Genomic DNA, 17,454 nt, shown 5'->3' with positions numbered 1-17,454 from the left:
AGCGTGGAGCAAAAAATGACGAATGAGAGGGTCGATCTTCGCCAGGGCGGTTGCATGTGTGGCGCTGCCCGTTTTGAGATCAATTTACAAGGGCACCGCACGGGGGCATGCCACTGCACAGATTGTCAGAAGAACTCTGGCGGGCCTTATATGATATTCACCACCGTGGATGCGGGCCAGATTCGCTGGATCAGCAAACCCAAAGGTGAGGGGCGAGCAAGTGATATCGCTATCCGCCGGTTCTGCACAAAATGCGGCACACCCATGACATGGGAAAGCGTGAGCGAACCTGACGATCAGGCGGTCAGCACCGGCACGATTGACGACCCAAACGGGCTCGAGATTTCTTACGAGATTTACACGCGGTCCCGCTGGGCGAGCATTCCGCCGATACCGGGTGCGCGGCAATATGAAGGCAGCAGCAGTAGTTATTAGTGGCGTTTAGGGTTTATGACGACCAGCTTTCGGGTTCGATACCCAGGGCTTGCATGCGCTCTTTCCAGCGGGAGCGTGCGAGCTTTTGCAGGTCTTCCACCGTGTCCAGCTCGTCGGTGATCTCAAGGCCGATCAGGGTTTCAAGCACGTCTTCAAGCGTGAGGATACCTTGTGAAGTGCCGTATTCATCAACAATAAGTACGATGTGGCCACGATTGCGCATCAAGGTATCATACGCCTGGGCCGCGCTTACTGTACTGGGCATGACCTTCAATTCGCGCCGGAACTCGGAAAGTTTACGGTCAAATTCGTCTTTCGCCTGAGCAATCAGCAGGTCCTGCTTCAGCACATAACCGGTAATATCATCCGCACCGCCCTTGAAAACAGGAATGCGGGAGAAGGGTTTGTCCCCATGTTCAAGGAAAAAGTCCCGCACCAACCTGTCTTCATTCTGCATGAACATAACTGCACGCGGGGACATGATATCTTTGACAGACAGCCTGTGCAGCCGCATCAGGTTCGCGACAACTTTGCGCTCTTTCTCGTTGAGAATACCTTCCTCCGCGCCAATCTGCGCCATGGCGGCCATTTCATCCCGGCTGAAGGTGAAGGCGCTCACTCCCTTGGGGGATATCGCCTTGGTCAGCTTTTCTGATAGCCACACAAGGGGCAGAAGTGCTTTGGTGACCCACAGGAGGATTACCGCAACACCCGGTGCCAGGCTTTGCCAATGCGCAGCCCCCAGCGTTTTTGGGATAATCTCGGATAACACAAGAATGAGAAGGGTCAGAACGCCTGAGATAACCGCGATATAGGCGCTGCCAAATATCTCTGCGGCCTGCGCGCCGACACCAGCTGCGCCCACGGTGTGCGCGATGGTGTTGAGGATAAGGATGGCTGCCAGCGGCCTGTCGATGTTGCTTTGGAGTTGCATGAGTGCCCGGCCACCCTTTGTGCCTTTTTTACTGAGGGCCGAGGCATAGGCTGGCCGAACCGACAGCAAGACTGCTTCGGCAACCGAGCAAAGGAATGAAACGCAGATCGCAAGCGACAGATAAAATATGAGGAGAAGCATGGCCTGATCATACCGAAAGTGCGAGCCATGTCTACAAGACTCGGTGCACGGCCTAAAGGTAGCTGAACCACCAGTCGTTGCGCCTGCCTTTGAGGACCGCGAACCAGCGGCACAGCGGATAAAGCGCCATAGTCATGTTGCGCCAGTCACGGTCTGGCTACTGAATGTTGGTAAAGCCTTGGCTTAGTCTTATTTTTTGACGTATAGCCCGTCAAACCAGGGCTGCCATTCGCTTGTCTCCGTATTCATTTGCTCAAAAAACTGACGAACGCTGCCGTCTTCATTCGGGGTCCATGTACCCCGGAAGGCCACGGCTTGATTGCTGGCATAATACCAGATGGTGCCTTCAAGCACCATGGAGCCGTCTTTAAGTCCGCCTTCGATATCAATGGCATAGGCACCGCCGGATACCCAAAGCTGTCGCCATTTTCCGGTGACAGGGTTATAATAATTCACGCTCTTGCCGGTGCTGCCACCTGTACCGTTCCATTCTTCAAGGAGCGCACATTCGCCTTCAATTTTGGAGATGGAGTTTTCTCCGGCATATTGGCCGTTCTGACGACCGCTGACTTTCCAGTCCCCTACCCAAAAGTCGAAGGCCTTGAAGGCGGGGTCTGTTTTACAAGGGGAGGGTGGGGGCGTCTGTGCCTGCTGTGCCGCGATGGCTGTGCTGCTGAATGCAATGAACAAGCCGACGGCGGCTGTCTTTAGAAGCTTCATCGTTTTTCCCCTTTACCTCACGCCCCCAAGCGCTCCTGACGTATAAACTATATATACAGATGCAACCGCCCAAAAAGGGCTTGCGATGAAGTGGCGCGAGCTTGCGTTAAAACGCCAGTTGAGCAGTGACTTGCCCGTGAGCAGATTAAGTGATAGAAATGAGAACATAACATGAACAAATGATTTGTTTCTGCCTTCGGGCTAAATAGGTTTGAAGCGTTTGCAACCATGGTCTATGGTCGCCGACACAAAGGTGTCATGTATGAGTTGCGGCACCGATACGAGATAAAGAAGGGGGCTTTAATGGCCGGTAGTGTGAATAAGGTAATTTTGGTGGGCAACCTTGGGCGTGACCCTGAGGTACGGACGATGAACGATGGCTCACCCGTGGTGAATTTATCGCTTGCGACGTCTGAGACATGGCGGGACCGCGCATCAGGCGAACGCCGCGAGCGGACCGAATGGCACCGCGTGGTTATCTTCAACGAAAACCTGGCGAAAGTTGCACAGCAGTACCTGAAAAAAGGTTCGACCATTTACATTGAAGGCCAGCTTCAAACTCGTAAGTGGACAGACCAACAAGGTGTTGAGAAATACTCCACCGAAGTTGTTCTGCAGCGGTTCCGTGGTGAGCTGACGATGCTTGGTGGTCGCGGCGATAGCCAGGGCGGCGGTTTTGGTGAAAGCAGCCAGTCCAGCTATGGCGGTGATTTTGGCGGCAGCTCGCAAGGTGGTAGCCAGGGCGGCAATCAAGGTGGCGGCCAAGGCGGAAATCAGGGCGGCGGCTTTGGTGGCGGCGGTGATCTGGACGATGAAATTCCGTTCTGATCCTGTGAAGCAGCCTGACAAGAATGCGAAACCCGGCAGTTTTCTGCCGGGTTTTTTGTTTGTTCGATTTATTTCGAATAGGTCAGCTTGTAGGCTGGCATCCATGTGGTGCCGCCATCGTCTGACGCATCAATAGTCATCATACGTTTTGGTGTGGCAATCTTTATGGTTAACCGGAAGGCGCGTTCAACACCGTTCCCCATAGGGAAGGTGGTTCCGCTTTTCAGGTTGGTCATGACAAGCTTGTCACCTTCCAGAGTGCCTTCATACACATCCATAATGCCCCAGGTGTCATCAACCACGGCTTTGCGGTATACATCGCGGTACTGGTCGTAGCTTAAGTCGGTTTCAAGCTTGAAGCCGGGTGTGTCGAGATCGTCTGGCTTTTCTGCCAGCAGCATACCTTTGAGGCGAAACTCAACCGAGACCACTGCGGCTGGTGCCTTTGACCATGTTTTGCCGCCGTCGGGAGAATATTCGTTGACCATTGACCATTCACCCGCGAGCGGCGCCAGCTTCTGCATCATAGCGTATGGCTTCTCCGATACTTTCGGGCGGTCCTGCGCGGTGACAGGTATGGTGAGAACAAGTAATGCCGATAACAGCAACGAAAGTTTTTTCATAAGATGTTCCTTCCCCTAATTGTGCTGATAACATCGGGTTTTTCCCACACCGCAACCAGAAAAAATTAGTTTAGCCCAAACGGATTAGGTCTATTCTTCGGGTTAATTCGGCTGGCCGTGGGTTGAGGGCAGTTCATCGTATTTTCACTGCTTGAAGAGCATCTATACCGGATGGTGCGACGACCGGAGGGAGATGATCATGAGATTCGCAATCATTGTTGTTATGTGCCTCATGGGGCAAGCGCCGCTTTGGGCTGATACAGTTGAGGATATCAACGCTGAGGTATGGGAGGTGTTCACCCGGTCCTATAAAGAGAACGACGGTGAACTCCATGTCAGTATCTACCATCCGGAGGTGGTGCGCCCAATCTCGCAAAACGATACGGTGCTTTCTGGCGCCGCATATACCAACCATCTGCGTAAGATGTTTGCGAACAGGAAAGCGCGCGGCGCTTCGGGGGCAGACATCCATTTCCGCTTCAATGAGCGGCTTCATAATGACGACAGCGCTTATGAGGTTGGTATATATCGTCTCGCCGGAAAGCGCCCTGATGGCACGGACTTTGTTAACTACGGCAACTTTCGCGTGGTGCTAAAAAAAGATGAAGGCCGCTGGAAAATCATGTTCGATGCTGACGTGCCTACGGATGAGGCCGCGTGGGATGCCGCACCTATAAAAATTTCGAGATAAGGCCCGCATTCTTGTATCTGCCATAATCTGTGCCCACCTTTTAGAAAAGACACATAAAGGAGTGGCATGTGAGGATTGGTTTGGCTTTGGGCGGGGGCGCAGCCCTCGGATGGGCGCATATCGGCGTTGTCCGCGCGCTTGAGGAAGAGGGCATCCACGCGGATATTGTAACCGGCACCAGTATCGGCTCTATCGTTGGTGCCTGTGTGGCCGCAGACCTCCTTGATGAGCTCGAGGAAATTGCCCGCGATGTCACGCTCAAGGAAATGCTTCTGATGAGCGAATTTGGCTTCAAGCAGGGCAGCTTGATTGGTGTTCGCAAAATTGAGAAGCGCCTGCGTGACCACTTTGGCCTGCTTACCATTGAAGAAATGCCTAAACCCTTCGCAGCTGTGGCTGCTGACCTTTATACCGGCGAACGTGTGGTGTTTGACGCGGGTGATGTCGTAACAGCGCTGCGGGCATCCTCAGCGGTGCCCGGTGTGCTGCCCCCTGTGGCAACCGGCCGCATGCTGTTGGCTGATGGGGGCCTTGTGGACCCTGTCCCTGTCCAAGCGGCACGCGATTTGGGGGCGGACATCATCATTGCCGTTGATCTGCAAGGTGATTATGGCGCCCGTGCGTCACGAAAGGGTTTTGAGGTGCATAGCGACAAGGCTGGCAAAGCGCCGATGAAGACAGCCAGGTTGGGTGTTTTCATGCTGCTCAGGTCATTAAGCCGCGCACGGCTTGAGCTTGACCGGCCTGAGCATATTATCAGCCCCGCAATCGGCCATATTGATGTGATGGATTTCCGCCGGGCGGATGAGCTTATCGCGCTCGGGCGCCACGCCACCAAGCTGGCACTTCCAGAGATTATTGATGACCTGGAGCAAAGAGGCGCATCATTTGCGGCGTCATAAGACTAAAAACCCGGGCGAGTACCCGGGCTTCTTGTTTAGCGGTTGATTTCGCGGCTGATCACGATGCGCTGGATGTCTGAGGTGCCCTCATAAATCTGGCATACACGTACGTCGCGGTAGATCTTCTCAACGGGGTATTCCGCCAGATATCCGTAACCGCCCAGCGTCTGGATCGCGGCGGAGCATATTTTCTCTGCCGTTTCGCTTGCAAACAGCTTGGCCATACACGCTTCCTTGAGGCATGGCTCACCAGCATCTTTCATGGCGGCGGCGTTCAGCACCATCAGTTCCGCAGCCTTCAGCTCCGTTGCCATATCCGCAAGACGGAATCCAACGGCCTGATGCTCGATAATCGCTTTACCAAAAGCTTCGCGTTCCTGCGCGTAGGTGAGGGCATATTCATAAGCCGCCCGTGCCATACCGACACTTTGCGCCGCGATGCCGATACGCCCGGTCTCAAGGTTCGAGAGCGCAACCTTGTATCCCGCGCCCTCGGCGCCCAACAGGCATTCAGTGGGCACTTCCATGTCAACAAAGGCGATCTGGCAGGTGTCGGACGATTTTTGGCCAAGTTTGTGTTCAAGGCCTGCGACCGTATAGCCCGGCGTATCCGTGGATACGAGAAAGGCGGAAATCCCGCGTTTGCCCGCGCCTGGGTCAGTTACCGCAAACACAATCGCTGCACCACCGATCTTGCCGGAGGTGATGAACTGTTTGGTACCATTCAGTTTCCAGCCCGCGTTTGTGCGCTCAGCCCTGGTTTTCAGCATCGATGCGTCTGAACCCGCCTGCGGCTCGGTAAGGCAGAAGGCGCCGATCATTTCGCCGCGCGCGAGAGGCCTAAGGAATTTTTCCTTCTGCTCGTCGGTGCCGTTCGCGAGCACAGCGGCACACACGGGTGCGTTATTTACGCTCATGAGCGTGGAAAGCCCGCCGTCACCAGCGGCAATTTCCATCAATGCTAGCGCATAGGAAACATAGTCTGTTTCAGCGCCGTCCCATTCCTCGGGCACGGTCATGCCCATTAGGCCTAATGCACCCATCTCACGCAGGAAGTCAGCGGGGATTTCACCCGCCTTTTCCCACTCACGCGCGTTTGGTGCGATCCGGTCGGTCGCGAAGGAGCGGGCCATATCCCGCACCATGCGCTGCTCTTCGGTTAAGATCATCTTGCCCGCCTGTCTTACACAAGCTCAATGGCAACAGCCGTGGCTTCACCGCCGCCAATGCAAAGGCTGGCAACACCGCGCTTAAGGCCGCGTTTTTTGAGTGCGTTGATCAGTGTAACGCAGATACGTGCGCCAGATGCACCAATGGGGTGGCCAAGCGCGCAAGCGCCGCCGTTCACGTTCACTTTGTCGTGGTCAAGGTTCAACTCATGAATGGCAGCCATGGCCACAACTGCGAAAGCCTCGTTCACCTCAAAGAGGTCAACATCAGCTGTGGTCCAGCCCGCTTTGTCCAACACCTTTTGGATGGCTTTCACCGGTGCTGTAGTAAACCACTCAGGCGCCTGCGCGTGATCTGCGTGCGCCCGCATGATCGCAAGCGGTGTCAGTCCGCGCTTCTCGGCTTCAGATTGCTTCATCATCACAACAGCTGCAGCGCCGTCAGAGATGGAGCTGGCGTTTGCCGCCGTTACCGTGCCGTCTTTTTTGAAAGCAGGGCGCAGGTTCGGAATTTTGTCGAAGCGCGCTTTTGGCGGCTGCTCATCGGTAGTGACTTCCAGGTCACCGCCGCGGGTTTTCACTGTTACCGGCACAACTTCGCCGTCAAATGAGCCATCTTCGATCGCGCGCTGTGCCCGCTTCAGCGATTCAATTGCATAGGCATCCTGTGCGTCGCGGGTGAATTGATATTGCTCTGCACAAAGTTCAGCAAAAACGCCCATGGGCTCACCCGCGTAAGCATCTGTCAGGCCATCAAGCGCCATATGATCAAGCACCTGTGCGTTGCCGTATTTTACCCCGGTACGGCCTGAGGGCAGCAAATGCGGTGCAAGGGACATGCTTTCCATGCCGCCAGCTACCACAATGTCACGTGAGCCAGCTTTCAGGCTGTCGTGGGCCTGCATCATAGCCTGCATGCCAGAGCCGCACATTTTATTGACCGTAACGGCGCCTGTGCTGTCGGGGATGCCCGCTTTGCGGCTGGCCTGGCGGGCAGGGGCCTGGCCCTGGCCTGCGGGGAGTACGCAGCCCATCACTGTCTCGTTCACATCGTCAGGGTTAACGCCTGCGCCCTTGAGCGCGCCGCGGATTGCTGTGGCACCAAGTTCTGAGGCGGTGATGCTGGACAAGTCGCCGAGCAAACCACCCATAGGTGTGCGGGCCATGCCGACAATAACGATTGGATCCTGAGACATTGGGGCTCTCCTTCTATACTTCGGGCTATATTTCGAGCGCAGATCGCTTCATTGCACCCGGGGGAATTTTATTTGCCGACACTGTGCCAAAAAAGAATTATTTCGCAAGTGCAAAATAAATTGATGGAATTGACTGTGCGGTGCACAGCGTTTTATATGGCGCGGCCCAAGGTGATGAGGCGTGAACAGGAGAGTATGATGGCAACCAGGATCGGGTTTTATATTTTTGCAGGGCTTGTTGTGGGCGCTGTTGTTGGGAAATGGCTGCCATATATCGCGAGCATTGAAGCGCTGGCAGGCGGTGTTCTTGGTGGGCTCCTTGGCTTGCTTGTTGACAAACTGAGCGCCAACAAGCAAGGCGACTAATCGCTACTCAGCGGCTTGCGTGGTTGCTGGAATGTTTTCTGCAGGCTCTGTTTTTCCCTGTCGTTCCAGCCATTCAGCGCGGATCATGTCGCTGGTTTTACGGCTGCCGTCTGGTGTCCAGCCAGGTGGGGCCAACAGATATAACATCTTGTGCTTCCATGATTTCGCGGTCCACATATCCCTGAAGATCCCCACCCATTCGTGGGTTGCGACCCGAAGCGGGTTGAAGGTACCAAGGTCGCGCACAAGGCCGTACCGGCAGGGATCATCTTCTCGTTCAGGAATGAACGAGCCGAACATCTTGTCCCAGATAATGAAAACGCCCGCGTAGTTCGCGTCCAGGTAACGCGGGTTGTTTGCGTGGTGCACGCGGTGATGGCTCGGTGTATTCATCACCGCCTCGAACCAGCGCGGCATTTTTTTAATCGCCTCTGTGTGAATCCAGAACTGATACACGAGGTTAAGCCCCGCGCAGAAGAAGACGATTGCCGGTTCAATGCCCAAAATGAAGATAGGCAATTTGAACAGAAAGCCGGGGGTGAACTGCCCGGTCCATGTCTGCCTGAGCGCGGTTGTCAGGTTATAGTGCTGGCTGGAGTGATGAATGACGTGGGCGGCCCACATCCAGCGCATACGGTGCCCAAAACGGTGCACCCAGTAATAAGCGAAATCATCCAGCACGAAGGCGAGGGCAAAAACCCAAAGCGCAGAACCCATGTTAAAAATGGCGAAATTTTCCCAAACCCAATAACTGAGAAGGAAAAACACACCGGCTGTAAGCGCGCCAGAGACCGTGCTGCCAAGACCCATGAGCAGCGAGGTGAAAGCGTCGCGGCCCTCAAATCGGGTGCGACCTGTTTTCCAGCCGTAAATCATCTCCACCAGTACGAAGAATACAAATGCTGGTACGGCCAGTTCTGTTGGCTTTGGCAGGTCAAGCAGCATGGGTGAGTTCCTCGTTATTACTGGTAAGCTCATCAAACAGAAGCGAAACCTCCGCGAGTGTTGCCGTGTCGAACTCCAGCTTGATATTGGGCTGGGTGAAGTCGTCAAACACCAGAAGAAGGGCATCACCAGACGGTCGCACATTTTTTATGTCGTTGGGCTGCAGGATACGGCAGACTACACGGTCGCCGAGACGCACAGCAAGCCCAACGCTTGATGCGGGCGAGGTAAGGCTGGCAACAGCTGCTTTGGCATTTTTGCTGAGAAAGACGGATGCAACATGGGCCTCGGGCGCATAACGCGCGAGATTTCGCCGCACGATCTGGTCGTCAAGCGGTGTCCGCGCGGGGAACATACGCCACGCCAGAAATGCTGTAACGATAATGGCTATAAGCGAGCCTAAAACTTGTACTGGATCCATGATTTCCTTCCCAAAATCTACTCTAGGATGCCTGTATTTACTGGACCGTCAAGTCTGGAATTGTAATCTGCGGAGATTGTTGTCTTTTTCTTGTCATGCTTGAGGCCTAGGACTAACGTTCTGAAGCAATGGGAGGACGCGATAGTGAGGCGATGGATCAAGCTGGGCCTGATGATGTTGGGCTTTGGAGGGATTGAGGTGGCAGCAGCGAGAGATGCAACAGAAATGGCGTCAGGACCCATAGTTATTGCTCATAGGGGCGCTAGTGGTTACCGGCCAGAGCATACGCTGATGTCCTACAGGCTCGGCCTGCAGATGAATGCGGACTATATTGAGCCTGATCTGGTGATGACCAAAGACGGCCATCTGGTTGCACGCCACGATATCTATCTTTCCGGTACTACCGATATTGCTGACCACCCTGAATTCGCAGACAGGAAACGCCAACGGGAAGGCCTTGACGACTGGTTTGTGTTTGATTTCACCCTTGAAGAGCTGAAAACCTTGAAAGCGATTCAGCCGCGCCCGAAGCGCGGACAGGTGTTTGACGGGCAGGAAAGCATCCCAACTATGAGCGAGATTCTCGCCCTGATGAAAACAGCCAAGGCTGAAGGCTCAAAAGCGGGGCTCTACATAGAGATCAAGCGTCCGGCGCTTTTCCGGAAAGTAGGCATTGACCCGACAGCGGCGCTTCTTGCCATGCTCAAAGAAGTGACTGACGCGGGCATTCCGGTGTATTTTCAGTGTTTTGATGGGGCATACCTGAACGAATTTGTTGGTAAAACCGACGCTGAGCTTATTTGGCTAATTGAAGGCCGCAAGGACAAGAAAACAAAGTCGTATGTGCTTGAAGCGCCGCTCGCACTCTATGGCACTAAAGTGGACGGGGTTGGGCTCAATAAAGCACTGCTTGTTGGGCCTGACGGCACGCCGACCTCCGTGGTTGATGACGCTCATGCGATGGGACTTGATGTGCATGTGTGGACGGTGCGTAATGACCAAGTGCCAAAGGGGATCAAGACCGTGGAGGAAGAGCTTAAGCTCTTATTTTCATTAGGTGTTGACGGGGTATTTGCAGACTTCCCTGATACTGCGCTACAATCGCGGGACAGTTTCATGCTTTTGAAAGCGGGGCCAGCGAATGATTGATTTGATGAAGGGCATCCTGACAGCGATTGTCGCCGTGGTGGTTATCCGCTTGGGCGGCGAGGTCCTTTTCCAGGCTGTTGGCCTGTAATCAGCAGCAATCAAAACCGTGTGAAATAAACTAAAAGGGCGCTTGTATGCGCCCTTTTGTGTTGAGACTGGTTATTTGCGTTCTGCTCAGTCGCCGTCTGGCAGGTCTTTCCCGAAGGGGAAGGGGCGTTCATCGCTGTCAAAACTTACGTATGCGGCGATATCACGAATATATTGCCCGACACACAGAATAGCTTTTTTCACCACATCATTGGGATGGCCTGTGACCAGGTGAATGATGAACTGAATGAGGGTAAACGCAAAACCAAGGGCTATCGCGATCCAACCGGCGAACATATAGAACACGGTGAAAGCCGCACGAATAAAGACTTCTTTCCAGTCTTTTTCCTTGAAATCAGCAGCAAGTTTTTCTGCGCTGTAAGGATCATCCGCCTGATCATCTGCCTGACTATCTGTTTGGCCAGCATAGCTAGATTGCTGGTCAGTCTTGGGGGGCTCATCAGCCCAATCGGCCGCGGGGCCTGCGTTTGGGGTGCTGGTGCTTGCTTTTTCCGTCGCCGCAGTTTCAGCCGCAGTGCTCGCAGCCTTTGTGGCGCCGGTTTTGGCTGGGGATGTTTTCTTGGCTGTGGTGGCGCGTTTGGCTGCCGCTGTTTTGGTCGCTGCAGGTTTCTTTGCGGCAGGTTTTTTTGCGGCTGGTTTTGTAGCTGCCGTTTTCCGGGCAGAAGTTGCGGCGGTTTTCTTCGGCGCAGCTTTCTTGGCTACCGGTTTTTTCACGGCAGCTTTTTCCGCAGCTGGCTTTTTGTCGCCTGCATCTGGTGAAGGTTGTTTGGTTTCCTCGCTCATTTGGCACCCGTCTTGTTGTTAAGTGGTTTCACAACATGTGGTAAGGTAGCCCTCGTTCTTCAAGGGATACAGCGCATTACCTTGCTTCAGCCTATTTCGCCCAAGGCAGGTTACCATAAACATATTCGCTGGCCTCGATACCTTTCACGGGTTTCGAGAAATAGAAACCCTGGCCAAAGCCAAACTCAAGATCACGTAGCATCTTGATATGTTGGATATCTTCCAGTCCTTCCGCGACAACCTCGTGGCCGAGGTTCTTGGCAAGCATGCCGATCATGCGAAGTATTTTAAACGGCGCGTTGTCCGGTTCCAGCTGATTGATGAAGCTGCGATCGATCTTGATCACGTCAATCGGGAACTGGTGCAAATAGTTGAGCGAGGAATAGCCGGTACCAAAATCATCGAGCGCGACCTTCACGCCCAGTTTTCGGATGCGCTGCAGCGATTCTGAAATTCGTGTCGGGTTCGCCATGATGGCACTCTCGGTCAACTCGATTCGAATAAAGCGGCCATCGATATCAAATTCTTTCAGTCCGTCCTCGACCATGCGCGCGATGTCATCGCGTGCGAACTGAATGCCGGAAACATTGACGTTGATCGGCACAGTTTTCTCTTCGCCGACTTCATCGATCCATTTGCGCACCTGCGCGCATGCAGCTTTCACAGCCCAACGGCCGAGCGGCACGATCACGCCGGTTTCTTCAGCAAGCGGGATAAATTCGACTGGTGAGACAAAACCGCGATCTTTATGAATCCAGCGTGTCAGGCCCTCAAACCCGCGCAATTCAGAAGTTTTGAGATCAATGATCGGTTGGTAGAAAAGGTCCAGCTCGTTTCGCTCAACAGCGCGGCGAAGCTCAGTTTCCAGATGAAACTGTGACTGGGCACGCTGGTGCGAATCGCGGTGATAAATTTCTGTGCGGGCTTTGCCTGCGCCCTTGGCGCGGTGCATGGCGAAGTCAGCGTCGCGGATCAGGTCTTCCGGGTGGGTGGAGCTTGAAAGCGTTGTGGCCACGCCGACGGAAACGGATGTGAACACCTCGTTGCCGTCAAGGTCATAAGGTTGCTGCATGGCCTCATGGATGCGGCGGGAGATCATCTCTACTTCCTCGACATCCTTGAATCGCGACACCAGAATCGCGAACTCGTCGCCTGACAAGCGAGCCAAGGTGTCTGAGCTGCGAATACAGCGCCGCAGCGTTGATGCCATGGAGATGAGGAAACGGTCACCGGCGCTGTGGCCAAAACTTTCGTTGATCTGTTGGAAGCGGTCGATATTGATGATCAGGACCGCACAGCCGGTCTGGTGACCCTCGCGCTGGCAATCTGACACGGCTTCTTCAAGTTTATTACGGAAAAGCACGCGGTTTGGCTGCCCGGTGAGGGCATCATGAAAGGCGTGGTGCAGGAGGTTTCGCTCCGCCAGTTTTTCGGCGGTTTGGTCCTCAATCGTGCAGATAACTTGGTAAACGACACCCTCATGGTCAGTGAGCGCCATAAGGTGCGATGACAGGAAGCGCTCGATTACACCGGCACGGATGCTCCACTCGAACGTGGTGTCGCGGCTGGTGCGGAAAACTTCGAGTATCTGGCCCGCAAGCACATGATTGTCTGCCGCATTCCAGATGGTATCCAGCGGGCAGGGAAGTTGTGTCGAGTCTTTAAGGCCAAAAACGTCGCGGGCAAACTGGTTGACGAACAGGGCTTCAACGACGTTAGCGTCCGTTACGTTACAGACAAGCACACCAACTTGAAGGCGTTCAACAACCGCAGAAGTGTTCACGATGCGGGACGATCGCGTGGCTTCTCCCGACGCCTCAGCGATCGCCGAAATCTTCTTCGATTGTGTATCCGCCACTGTTGGCTCCAGCTAAAATCTACAAATAAATAATGCGGCGAAGCTCGACCCCCGGGCTCCCACTGTCCAACACTTCACCACCGGACAGTAAAGATTTAGTAAAGGATAGACCCTTGTTTGAGGAAAAACCAACACAAACCCACAACTTTACCGTTATTATTTATACCAATGTTGCGAAAAAAAGGGGGAAGGCAGGACCTTCCCCTAGATAACCACCCACTGGGACGGGTTAGTGAGTGGTGTAAACTTTTACTGGCCGCTTAGCTGCAGCCGGACGTGCCGCCGCAAGTGTCACACTTCAGGCAGGTGCCGTTTCGCACTAGCGTGAAATTGCCGCATTCGCCGCAGGCATCGCCTTCGTATCCCTTCATCCGCGCCGCCACGCGAGCATCGGCCGTAGCGTCCGTTGCACCGTTTGTCATTGCGGATCCCATGGTGACCGTGCTGGTGGCGCCGTGGGTGCCGGTTGCCATGGCAACTGTTTCCAGTTCCCGGTCATCCTTGGTGGTTTTGCTTTTCAGCACCACAAGGTTGCTGCCGCGTACATACCCCGAAGACGCGAACTTCTGAACACGCTCAAGTGCTTCGGTGACCTCGTCATCAAGGGCAGGCAAGCCGTCGCGCGCGTCGCCCCGGCCAGTGGTATCGGGCGCGAAATCAGCTGGTGTGGCGTGTGCCAGGTCATCACGGCCAAGATAAGAGATCGCGAGCTCACGGAAGATATAATCCAGCAGTGAGGTTGCCATCTTGATGGTCTCGTTACCTTCAACCCGGCCAAAAGGCTCAAATCGTGTGAAGGTAAAGGCATCAACAAACTCCTCAAGCGGCACGCCGTATTGGAGGCCGATGGAGATCGCGATGGCGAAGTTGTTCATGAGCGAGCGGAAAGCAGCGCCTTCCTTGTGCATGTCGATGAAGATTTCACCAACAGAGCCGTCGTCATATTCACCTGTCCGCAGATAGACCTTATGGCCGCCGACGATGGCTTTTTGCGTGTAGCCTTTGCGGCGCTCTGGCAGGCGTTTGCGGCGGGCCGCCCCTTCACGCTCTACTTCCACGATCCGTTCAACAATACGCTCGGCTACGATCTCAGCGCGCTCAGGTATTGATTTTTCTTCAAACTCTTCTTCGAGGTCTACATCGTCAAGAAGGGAAGAATTAAGTGGCTGGCTCAGCTTGGAACCGTCCCTGTAGAGCGCATTTGCTTTAAGCGCCAGCGACCAGCTGAGCTCATAGGCGGCCATGCAGTCATCAACGTCCGCTACGTTTGGCATATTGATAGTTTTGGAGATGGCGCCCGAGATAAACGGCTGCGCTGCTGCCATCATACGGATATGGCTTTCCCATGAAAGGAAACGTTTGCCAATCTTACCGCATGGGTTGGCACAGTCGAACACGTGATAGTGTTCTTCTCTCAGGTGAGGTGCACCTTCAAGGGTCATGGAGCCGGAACAGTAAAGATTGGCCTGAGAGATTTCTTCCTTGGTAAAGCCGATAGCGGCCAGCAAGTCGAAATTGAAGTCATTCAACTGGTCATCACTGAGGCCAAGCTTTTCTTTGCAGAAGTCTGTGCCAAGTGTCCACTGGTTGAAGACAAATTTGATATCAAAGGCGTTTTTAAGCTGATCTTCGAGAAGATCGATTTCCCTGTCACCGAACCCGCGAGCACGCAAGGTCTGATGATTGATAGCGGGTGCATCCTTCAGGGTGCCGTGCCCAACTGCATAAAGGGAGATTTCTTCCATCTGCTCTGGGGTATAGCCCATAACCTCAAGCGCCTGAGGCACGATGCGGTTGATGATCTTGAAGTAGCCACCACCGGCGAGTTTCTTGAACTTAACGAGGGCAAAATCAGGCTCGATGCCTGTGGTGTCACAGTCCATAACCAGGCCAATAGTGCCTGTTGGGGCAATCACAGATGACTGAGCGTTACGGAAGCCATGTTCTTCGCCTACCTCAAGCGCGCGGTCCCACGCGTCTGCTGCCGCAACTGCGATGGCTTTGTCCGGGCAGCCATCAATATCAAGCGGTACCGGGTTTGTGTTCAGCTTTTCATAGCCGTCATCCTGCCCGTAGGCGGCACGACGGTGGTTGCGAATAACCCGGAGCATATGGTCCGCGTTTTTCTTGTACCCGGGAAAAGCGCCCAGCTCAGCCGCCATCTCGGCAGAAGTTGCGTAACTTTCGCCGGTCATGAGGGCGGTGATCGCACCGCACAGCGCGCGGCCTTCATCACTGTCGTACCCAAGACCAAGGCTCATCAAAAGGCCGCCAATGTTGGCGAAACCAAGCCCGAGCGTGCGGTATTCATACGAAAGCTTGGCAATTTCTTTTGATGGGAACTGCGCCATCATCACGGAGATTTCCAGCACCATGGTCCACAGGCGAACTGCGTGCTGGAAGGAAGCAACCTTGAAACCACCGTCTTCCGCGCGGAAGGTCATCAGGTTCAGGGACGCCAGATTGCACGCCGTATCATCAAGGAACATATATTCCGAGCATGGGTTGGACGCGCGAATGTCTCCAGAAGCAGGGCAGGTGTGCCAATCATTAATTGTGGTATGGAACTGGATGCCGGGGTCTGCACACGCCCAGGCCGCATGGCCCACATCACGCCACAGCTCGGCGGCGCTCATTGATTTGGTCACCGAGCCATCTGTTCGGTTGGTGAGGTGCCAATCGCTGCCATCTTTGACGGCTTTCATGAAGTCGTCGCTTACGCGGATCGAGTTGTTGGAGTTCTGACCTGATACGGTGAGATACGCGTCGGAATCCCAATCAGTATTGTATGTCTTGAACTCGATTGATGTGTAACCCTGACGTGCGAACTGGATGACGCGTTGCACATAATTTTCAGGGATCATCACCTTTCGGGCAGCAATAATCTCTTTTTTGAGCTCTTCATTCTCGCGAGGTTCAAACGCTTTGTCACCAAGAGCGGTTTTGCCTTCGTGGCACGCTTTGATGATGCGATTTAGGTGAATTTCATTTAACTTGGATCCTGAAACAAGTGCTGCAACTTTTTGTTCTTCAATGACTTTCCAGTTAATGAATTCCTCAATGTCCGGGTGGTCGATATCTACAACAACCATCTTGGCGGCCCGGCGTGTTGTACCGCCAGACTTGATCGCACCAGCTGCGCGGTCACCAATTTTAAGGAAGCTCATAAGGCCTGACGATTTACCGCCACCGGAAAGCGCTTCGCCATTTCCCCGGATGTTGGAAAAGTTGGAGCCGGTGCCGGAGCCGTATTTGAAAAGCCGCGCTTCACGGGTCCACAGGTCCATGATGCCGCCGTCGCTGACGAGGTCGTCGGATACACCCTGAATGAAGCAGGCATGGGGCTGGGGATGCTCGTACGCACTTTTGGACTTCACCAGCTTGCCGGTTTCAAAGTCTACATAGTGGTGCCCTTGCGCAGGACCATCGATGCCATACGCCCAATGAAGACCGGTGTTGAACCACTGCGGAGAGTTTGGTGCCGCCATTTGGGCCGCGAGCATGAAACGCATTTCGTCAAAGAAGGTGCGTGCATCTTCTTCGCTATCGAAATAACCACCCTTCCAGCCCCAATAGGTCCAAGTGCCGGCTAGCCGGTCAAAAACTTGCTTTGCGCTACTCTCGCTGCCATAGCGTTTGTCTTTTGGCATGTTCGCGAGGGCTTCTTCATCCGCCACTTTCCGCCACAACCAGCTCGGCACATTATCCTCTTCCACAGGTTTGAGTGCCTGCGGTACACCAGCTTTGCGGAAGTATTTCTGGGCAATGATATCTGTCGCTACCTGACTCCAGCCCTTAGGGACTTCAACATCAGGCATTTGAAAGACAATGGTGCCGTCCGGATTGCGAATTTCGCTAATGGCTGTCCGCCATTCAAGCCCAGCATATGGACAGGATACATCTTTCGAAAAATGGCGTTCGATACGCATTAGGTTCCCCCGTGAGATTTCCACCCAGACATTGCTGGTAAATTACTGGACAATTGTGGGTGCGGGGTGTCCGTCAGGATGTGTCATTAGCCGCCCAAGCTGGTGACGTACTGATAATCTATGGTCGTGCCGCTACCTTCACTAACCCACAATATCTTGTGGGTGCGCCCTTGTTGGCCACAAGTTTAGGGCTGAATATCTGCGAACAACAAGGCTTATTTTCTATATATTGTGGTTGACAGCCGACGAAGCACTA

At 54.1% G+C, this 17,454-nt stretch carries 16 protein-coding genes; 6 read left to right on the top strand and 10 right to left on the bottom strand.

What is annotated here, in order from left to right; all coding sequences use genetic code 11:
- Positions 1 to 15: 15 nt before the first annotated feature.
- Complete coding sequence (locus ACOOGA_RS00620; protein ID WP_417460856.1) at positions 16 to 435, top strand: GFA family protein; 420 nt, start codon at positions 16 to 18, stop codon at positions 433 to 435.
- A 13-nt stretch (positions 436 to 448) separates the two neighbouring features.
- On the opposite strand, the gene ACOOGA_RS00615 is transcribed toward ACOOGA_RS00620, so the two are convergent.
- Both ACOOGA_RS00615 and ACOOGA_RS00610 read right to left on the bottom strand, forming a co-directional pair.
- A complete protein-coding gene (locus ACOOGA_RS00615; protein ID WP_417460855.1) occupies positions 449 to 1,510 on the bottom strand; it encodes a CNNM domain-containing protein in 1,062 nt (353 codons plus the stop codon).
- 189 nt (positions 1,511 to 1,699) lie between these two features.
- Complete coding sequence (locus ACOOGA_RS00610) at positions 1,700 to 2,230, bottom strand: hypothetical protein (RefSeq protein ID WP_417460854.1); 531 nt, start codon at positions 2,228 to 2,230, stop codon at positions 1,700 to 1,702.
- Between the two features lie 303 nt (positions 2,231 to 2,533).
- Between ACOOGA_RS00610 and ssb the strand changes: the two genes are divergently transcribed.
- Positions 2,534 to 3,058: a single-stranded DNA-binding protein gene (gene ssb / locus ACOOGA_RS00605; protein WP_417460853.1), complete on the top strand. Its 525-nt coding sequence runs from the start codon at positions 2,534 to 2,536 to the stop codon at positions 3,056 to 3,058.
- 68 nt (positions 3,059 to 3,126) lie between these two features.
- Here the strand turns inward: ssb and ACOOGA_RS00600 are convergent, their stop codons facing one another.
- A complete protein-coding gene (locus tag ACOOGA_RS00600; protein WP_417460852.1) occupies positions 3,127 to 3,681 on the bottom strand; it encodes a DUF1579 family protein in 555 nt (184 codons plus the stop codon).
- A 199-nt stretch (positions 3,682 to 3,880) separates the two neighbouring features.
- On the opposite strand from ACOOGA_RS00600, the gene ACOOGA_RS00595 reads away from it, so the two are divergent.
- Both ACOOGA_RS00595 and ACOOGA_RS00590 read left to right on the top strand, forming a co-directional pair.
- Positions 3,881 to 4,372 carry a YybH family protein gene (locus tag ACOOGA_RS00595; protein WP_417460851.1) on the top strand — a complete coding sequence of 164 codons (492 nt, stop codon included), beginning with the start codon at positions 3,881 to 3,883 and terminating at the stop codon, positions 4,370 to 4,372.
- 68 nt (positions 4,373 to 4,440) lie between these two features.
- Positions 4,441 to 5,274: a patatin-like phospholipase family protein gene (locus tag ACOOGA_RS00590; RefSeq protein ID WP_417460850.1), complete on the top strand. Its 834-nt coding sequence runs from the start codon at positions 4,441 to 4,443 to the stop codon at positions 5,272 to 5,274.
- 35 nt (positions 5,275 to 5,309) lie between these two features.
- Here the strand turns inward: ACOOGA_RS00590 and ACOOGA_RS00585 are convergent, their stop codons facing one another.
- Positions 5,310 to 6,443: an acyl-CoA dehydrogenase family protein gene (locus tag ACOOGA_RS00585; protein WP_417460849.1), complete on the bottom strand. Its 1,134-nt coding sequence runs from the start codon at positions 6,441 to 6,443 to the stop codon at positions 5,310 to 5,312.
- A 14-nt stretch (positions 6,444 to 6,457) separates the two neighbouring features.
- Complete coding sequence (locus ACOOGA_RS00580; RefSeq protein WP_417460848.1) at positions 6,458 to 7,639, bottom strand: acetyl-CoA C-acyltransferase; 1,182 nt, start codon at positions 7,637 to 7,639, stop codon at positions 6,458 to 6,460.
- A gap of 195 nt (positions 7,640 to 7,834) precedes the next feature.
- On the opposite strand from ACOOGA_RS00580, the gene ACOOGA_RS00575 reads away from it, so the two are divergent.
- Positions 7,835 to 8,005 carry a hypothetical protein gene (locus ACOOGA_RS00575; RefSeq protein ID WP_420429291.1) on the top strand — a complete coding sequence of 57 codons (171 nt, stop codon included), beginning with the start codon at positions 7,835 to 7,837 and terminating at the stop codon, positions 8,003 to 8,005.
- A gap of 3 nt (positions 8,006 to 8,008) precedes the next feature.
- Here ACOOGA_RS00575 and ACOOGA_RS00570 read toward each other — a convergent pair whose 3' ends face one another.
- Both ACOOGA_RS00570 and ACOOGA_RS00565 read right to left on the bottom strand, forming a co-directional pair.
- A complete protein-coding gene (locus tag ACOOGA_RS00570; protein ID WP_417460846.1) occupies positions 8,009 to 8,950 on the bottom strand; it encodes a sterol desaturase family protein in 942 nt (313 codons plus the stop codon).
- Positions 8,940 to 9,371 (bottom strand): hypothetical protein, encoded by a 432-nt coding sequence (locus ACOOGA_RS00565; RefSeq protein WP_417460845.1) that lies wholly within the window; start codon positions 9,369 to 9,371, stop codon positions 8,940 to 8,942. Before ACOOGA_RS00565 ends, ACOOGA_RS00570 begins: the two co-directional genes overlap by 11 nt.
- Positions 9,372 to 9,515: 144 nt before the next feature.
- Here ACOOGA_RS00565 and ACOOGA_RS00560 point away from each other — a divergent pair, with 144 nt between their 5' ends.
- Positions 9,516 to 10,520 (top strand): glycerophosphodiester phosphodiesterase family protein, encoded by a 1,005-nt coding sequence (locus ACOOGA_RS00560; protein WP_417460844.1) that lies wholly within the window; start codon positions 9,516 to 9,518, stop codon positions 10,518 to 10,520.
- Between the two features lie 174 nt (positions 10,521 to 10,694).
- Here the strand turns inward: ACOOGA_RS00560 and ACOOGA_RS00555 are convergent, their stop codons facing one another.
- From ACOOGA_RS00555 to ACOOGA_RS00545, 3 genes are all read right to left on the bottom strand, one after another.
- Positions 10,695 to 11,411: a DUF4389 domain-containing protein gene (locus ACOOGA_RS00555; protein ID WP_417460843.1), complete on the bottom strand. Its 717-nt coding sequence runs from the start codon at positions 11,409 to 11,411 to the stop codon at positions 10,695 to 10,697.
- Positions 11,412 to 11,502: 91 nt separating this feature from the next.
- On the bottom strand, positions 11,503 to 13,269 hold the full coding sequence (locus tag ACOOGA_RS00550; RefSeq protein WP_417460842.1) for a putative bifunctional diguanylate cyclase/phosphodiesterase: 1,767 nt from the start codon (positions 13,267 to 13,269) through the stop codon (positions 11,503 to 11,505).
- Positions 13,270 to 13,529: 260 nt separating this feature from the next.
- Positions 13,530 to 17,198 carry a vitamin B12-dependent ribonucleotide reductase gene (locus ACOOGA_RS00545; protein WP_417460841.1) on the bottom strand — a complete coding sequence of 1,223 codons (3,669 nt, stop codon included), beginning with the start codon at positions 17,196 to 17,198 and terminating at the stop codon, positions 13,530 to 13,532.
- Positions 17,199 to 17,454 lie beyond the last annotated feature (256 nt).

The sequence above is a fragment of the Kordiimonas sp. genome, assembly GCF_965216265.1.
Lineage (GTDB): Bacteria > Pseudomonadota > Alphaproteobacteria > Sphingomonadales > Kordiimonadaceae > Kordiimonas.
This window is presented reverse-complemented; position numbering and strand designations above follow the sequence as displayed.

Coding starts and splice junctions, on each gene's coding strand:
- ACOOGA_RS00580 (WP_417460848.1), bottom strand. CDS start 7,639: ATGTCTCAGGATCCAATCGTTATTGTCGGCATGGCCCGCACACCTATG.
- ssb (WP_417460853.1), top strand. CDS start 2,534: ATGGCCGGTAGTGTGAATAAGGTAATTTTGGTGGGCAACCTTGGGCGT.
- ACOOGA_RS00595 (WP_417460851.1), top strand. CDS start 3,881: ATGAGATTCGCAATCATTGTTGTTATGTGCCTCATGGGGCAAGCGCCG.
- ACOOGA_RS00575 (WP_420429291.1), top strand. CDS start 7,835: ATGATGGCAACCAGGATCGGGTTTTATATTTTTGCAGGGCTTGTTGTG.
- ACOOGA_RS00585 (WP_417460849.1), bottom strand. CDS start 6,443: ATGATCTTAACCGAAGAGCAGCGCATGGTGCGGGATATGGCCCGCTCC.
- ACOOGA_RS00570 (WP_417460846.1), bottom strand. CDS start 8,950: ATGCTGCTTGACCTGCCAAAGCCAACAGAACTGGCCGTACCAGCATTT.
- ACOOGA_RS00620 (WP_417460856.1), top strand. CDS start 16: ATGACGAATGAGAGGGTCGATCTTCGCCAGGGCGGTTGCATGTGTGGC.
- ACOOGA_RS00565 (WP_417460845.1), bottom strand. CDS start 9,371: ATGGATCCAGTACAAGTTTTAGGCTCGCTTATAGCCATTATCGTTACA.
- ACOOGA_RS00615 (WP_417460855.1), bottom strand. CDS start 1,510: ATGCTTCTCCTCATATTTTATCTGTCGCTTGCGATCTGCGTTTCATTC.
- ACOOGA_RS00545 (WP_417460841.1), bottom strand. CDS start 17,198: ATGCGTATCGAACGCCATTTTTCGAAAGATGTATCCTGTCCATATGCT.
- ACOOGA_RS00555 (WP_417460843.1), bottom strand. CDS start 11,411: ATGAGCGAGGAAACCAAACAACCTTCACCAGATGCAGGCGACAAAAAG.
- ACOOGA_RS00600 (WP_417460852.1), bottom strand. CDS start 3,681: ATGAAAAAACTTTCGTTGCTGTTATCGGCATTACTTGTTCTCACCATA.
- ACOOGA_RS00610 (WP_417460854.1), bottom strand. CDS start 2,230: ATGAAGCTTCTAAAGACAGCCGCCGTCGGCTTGTTCATTGCATTCAGC.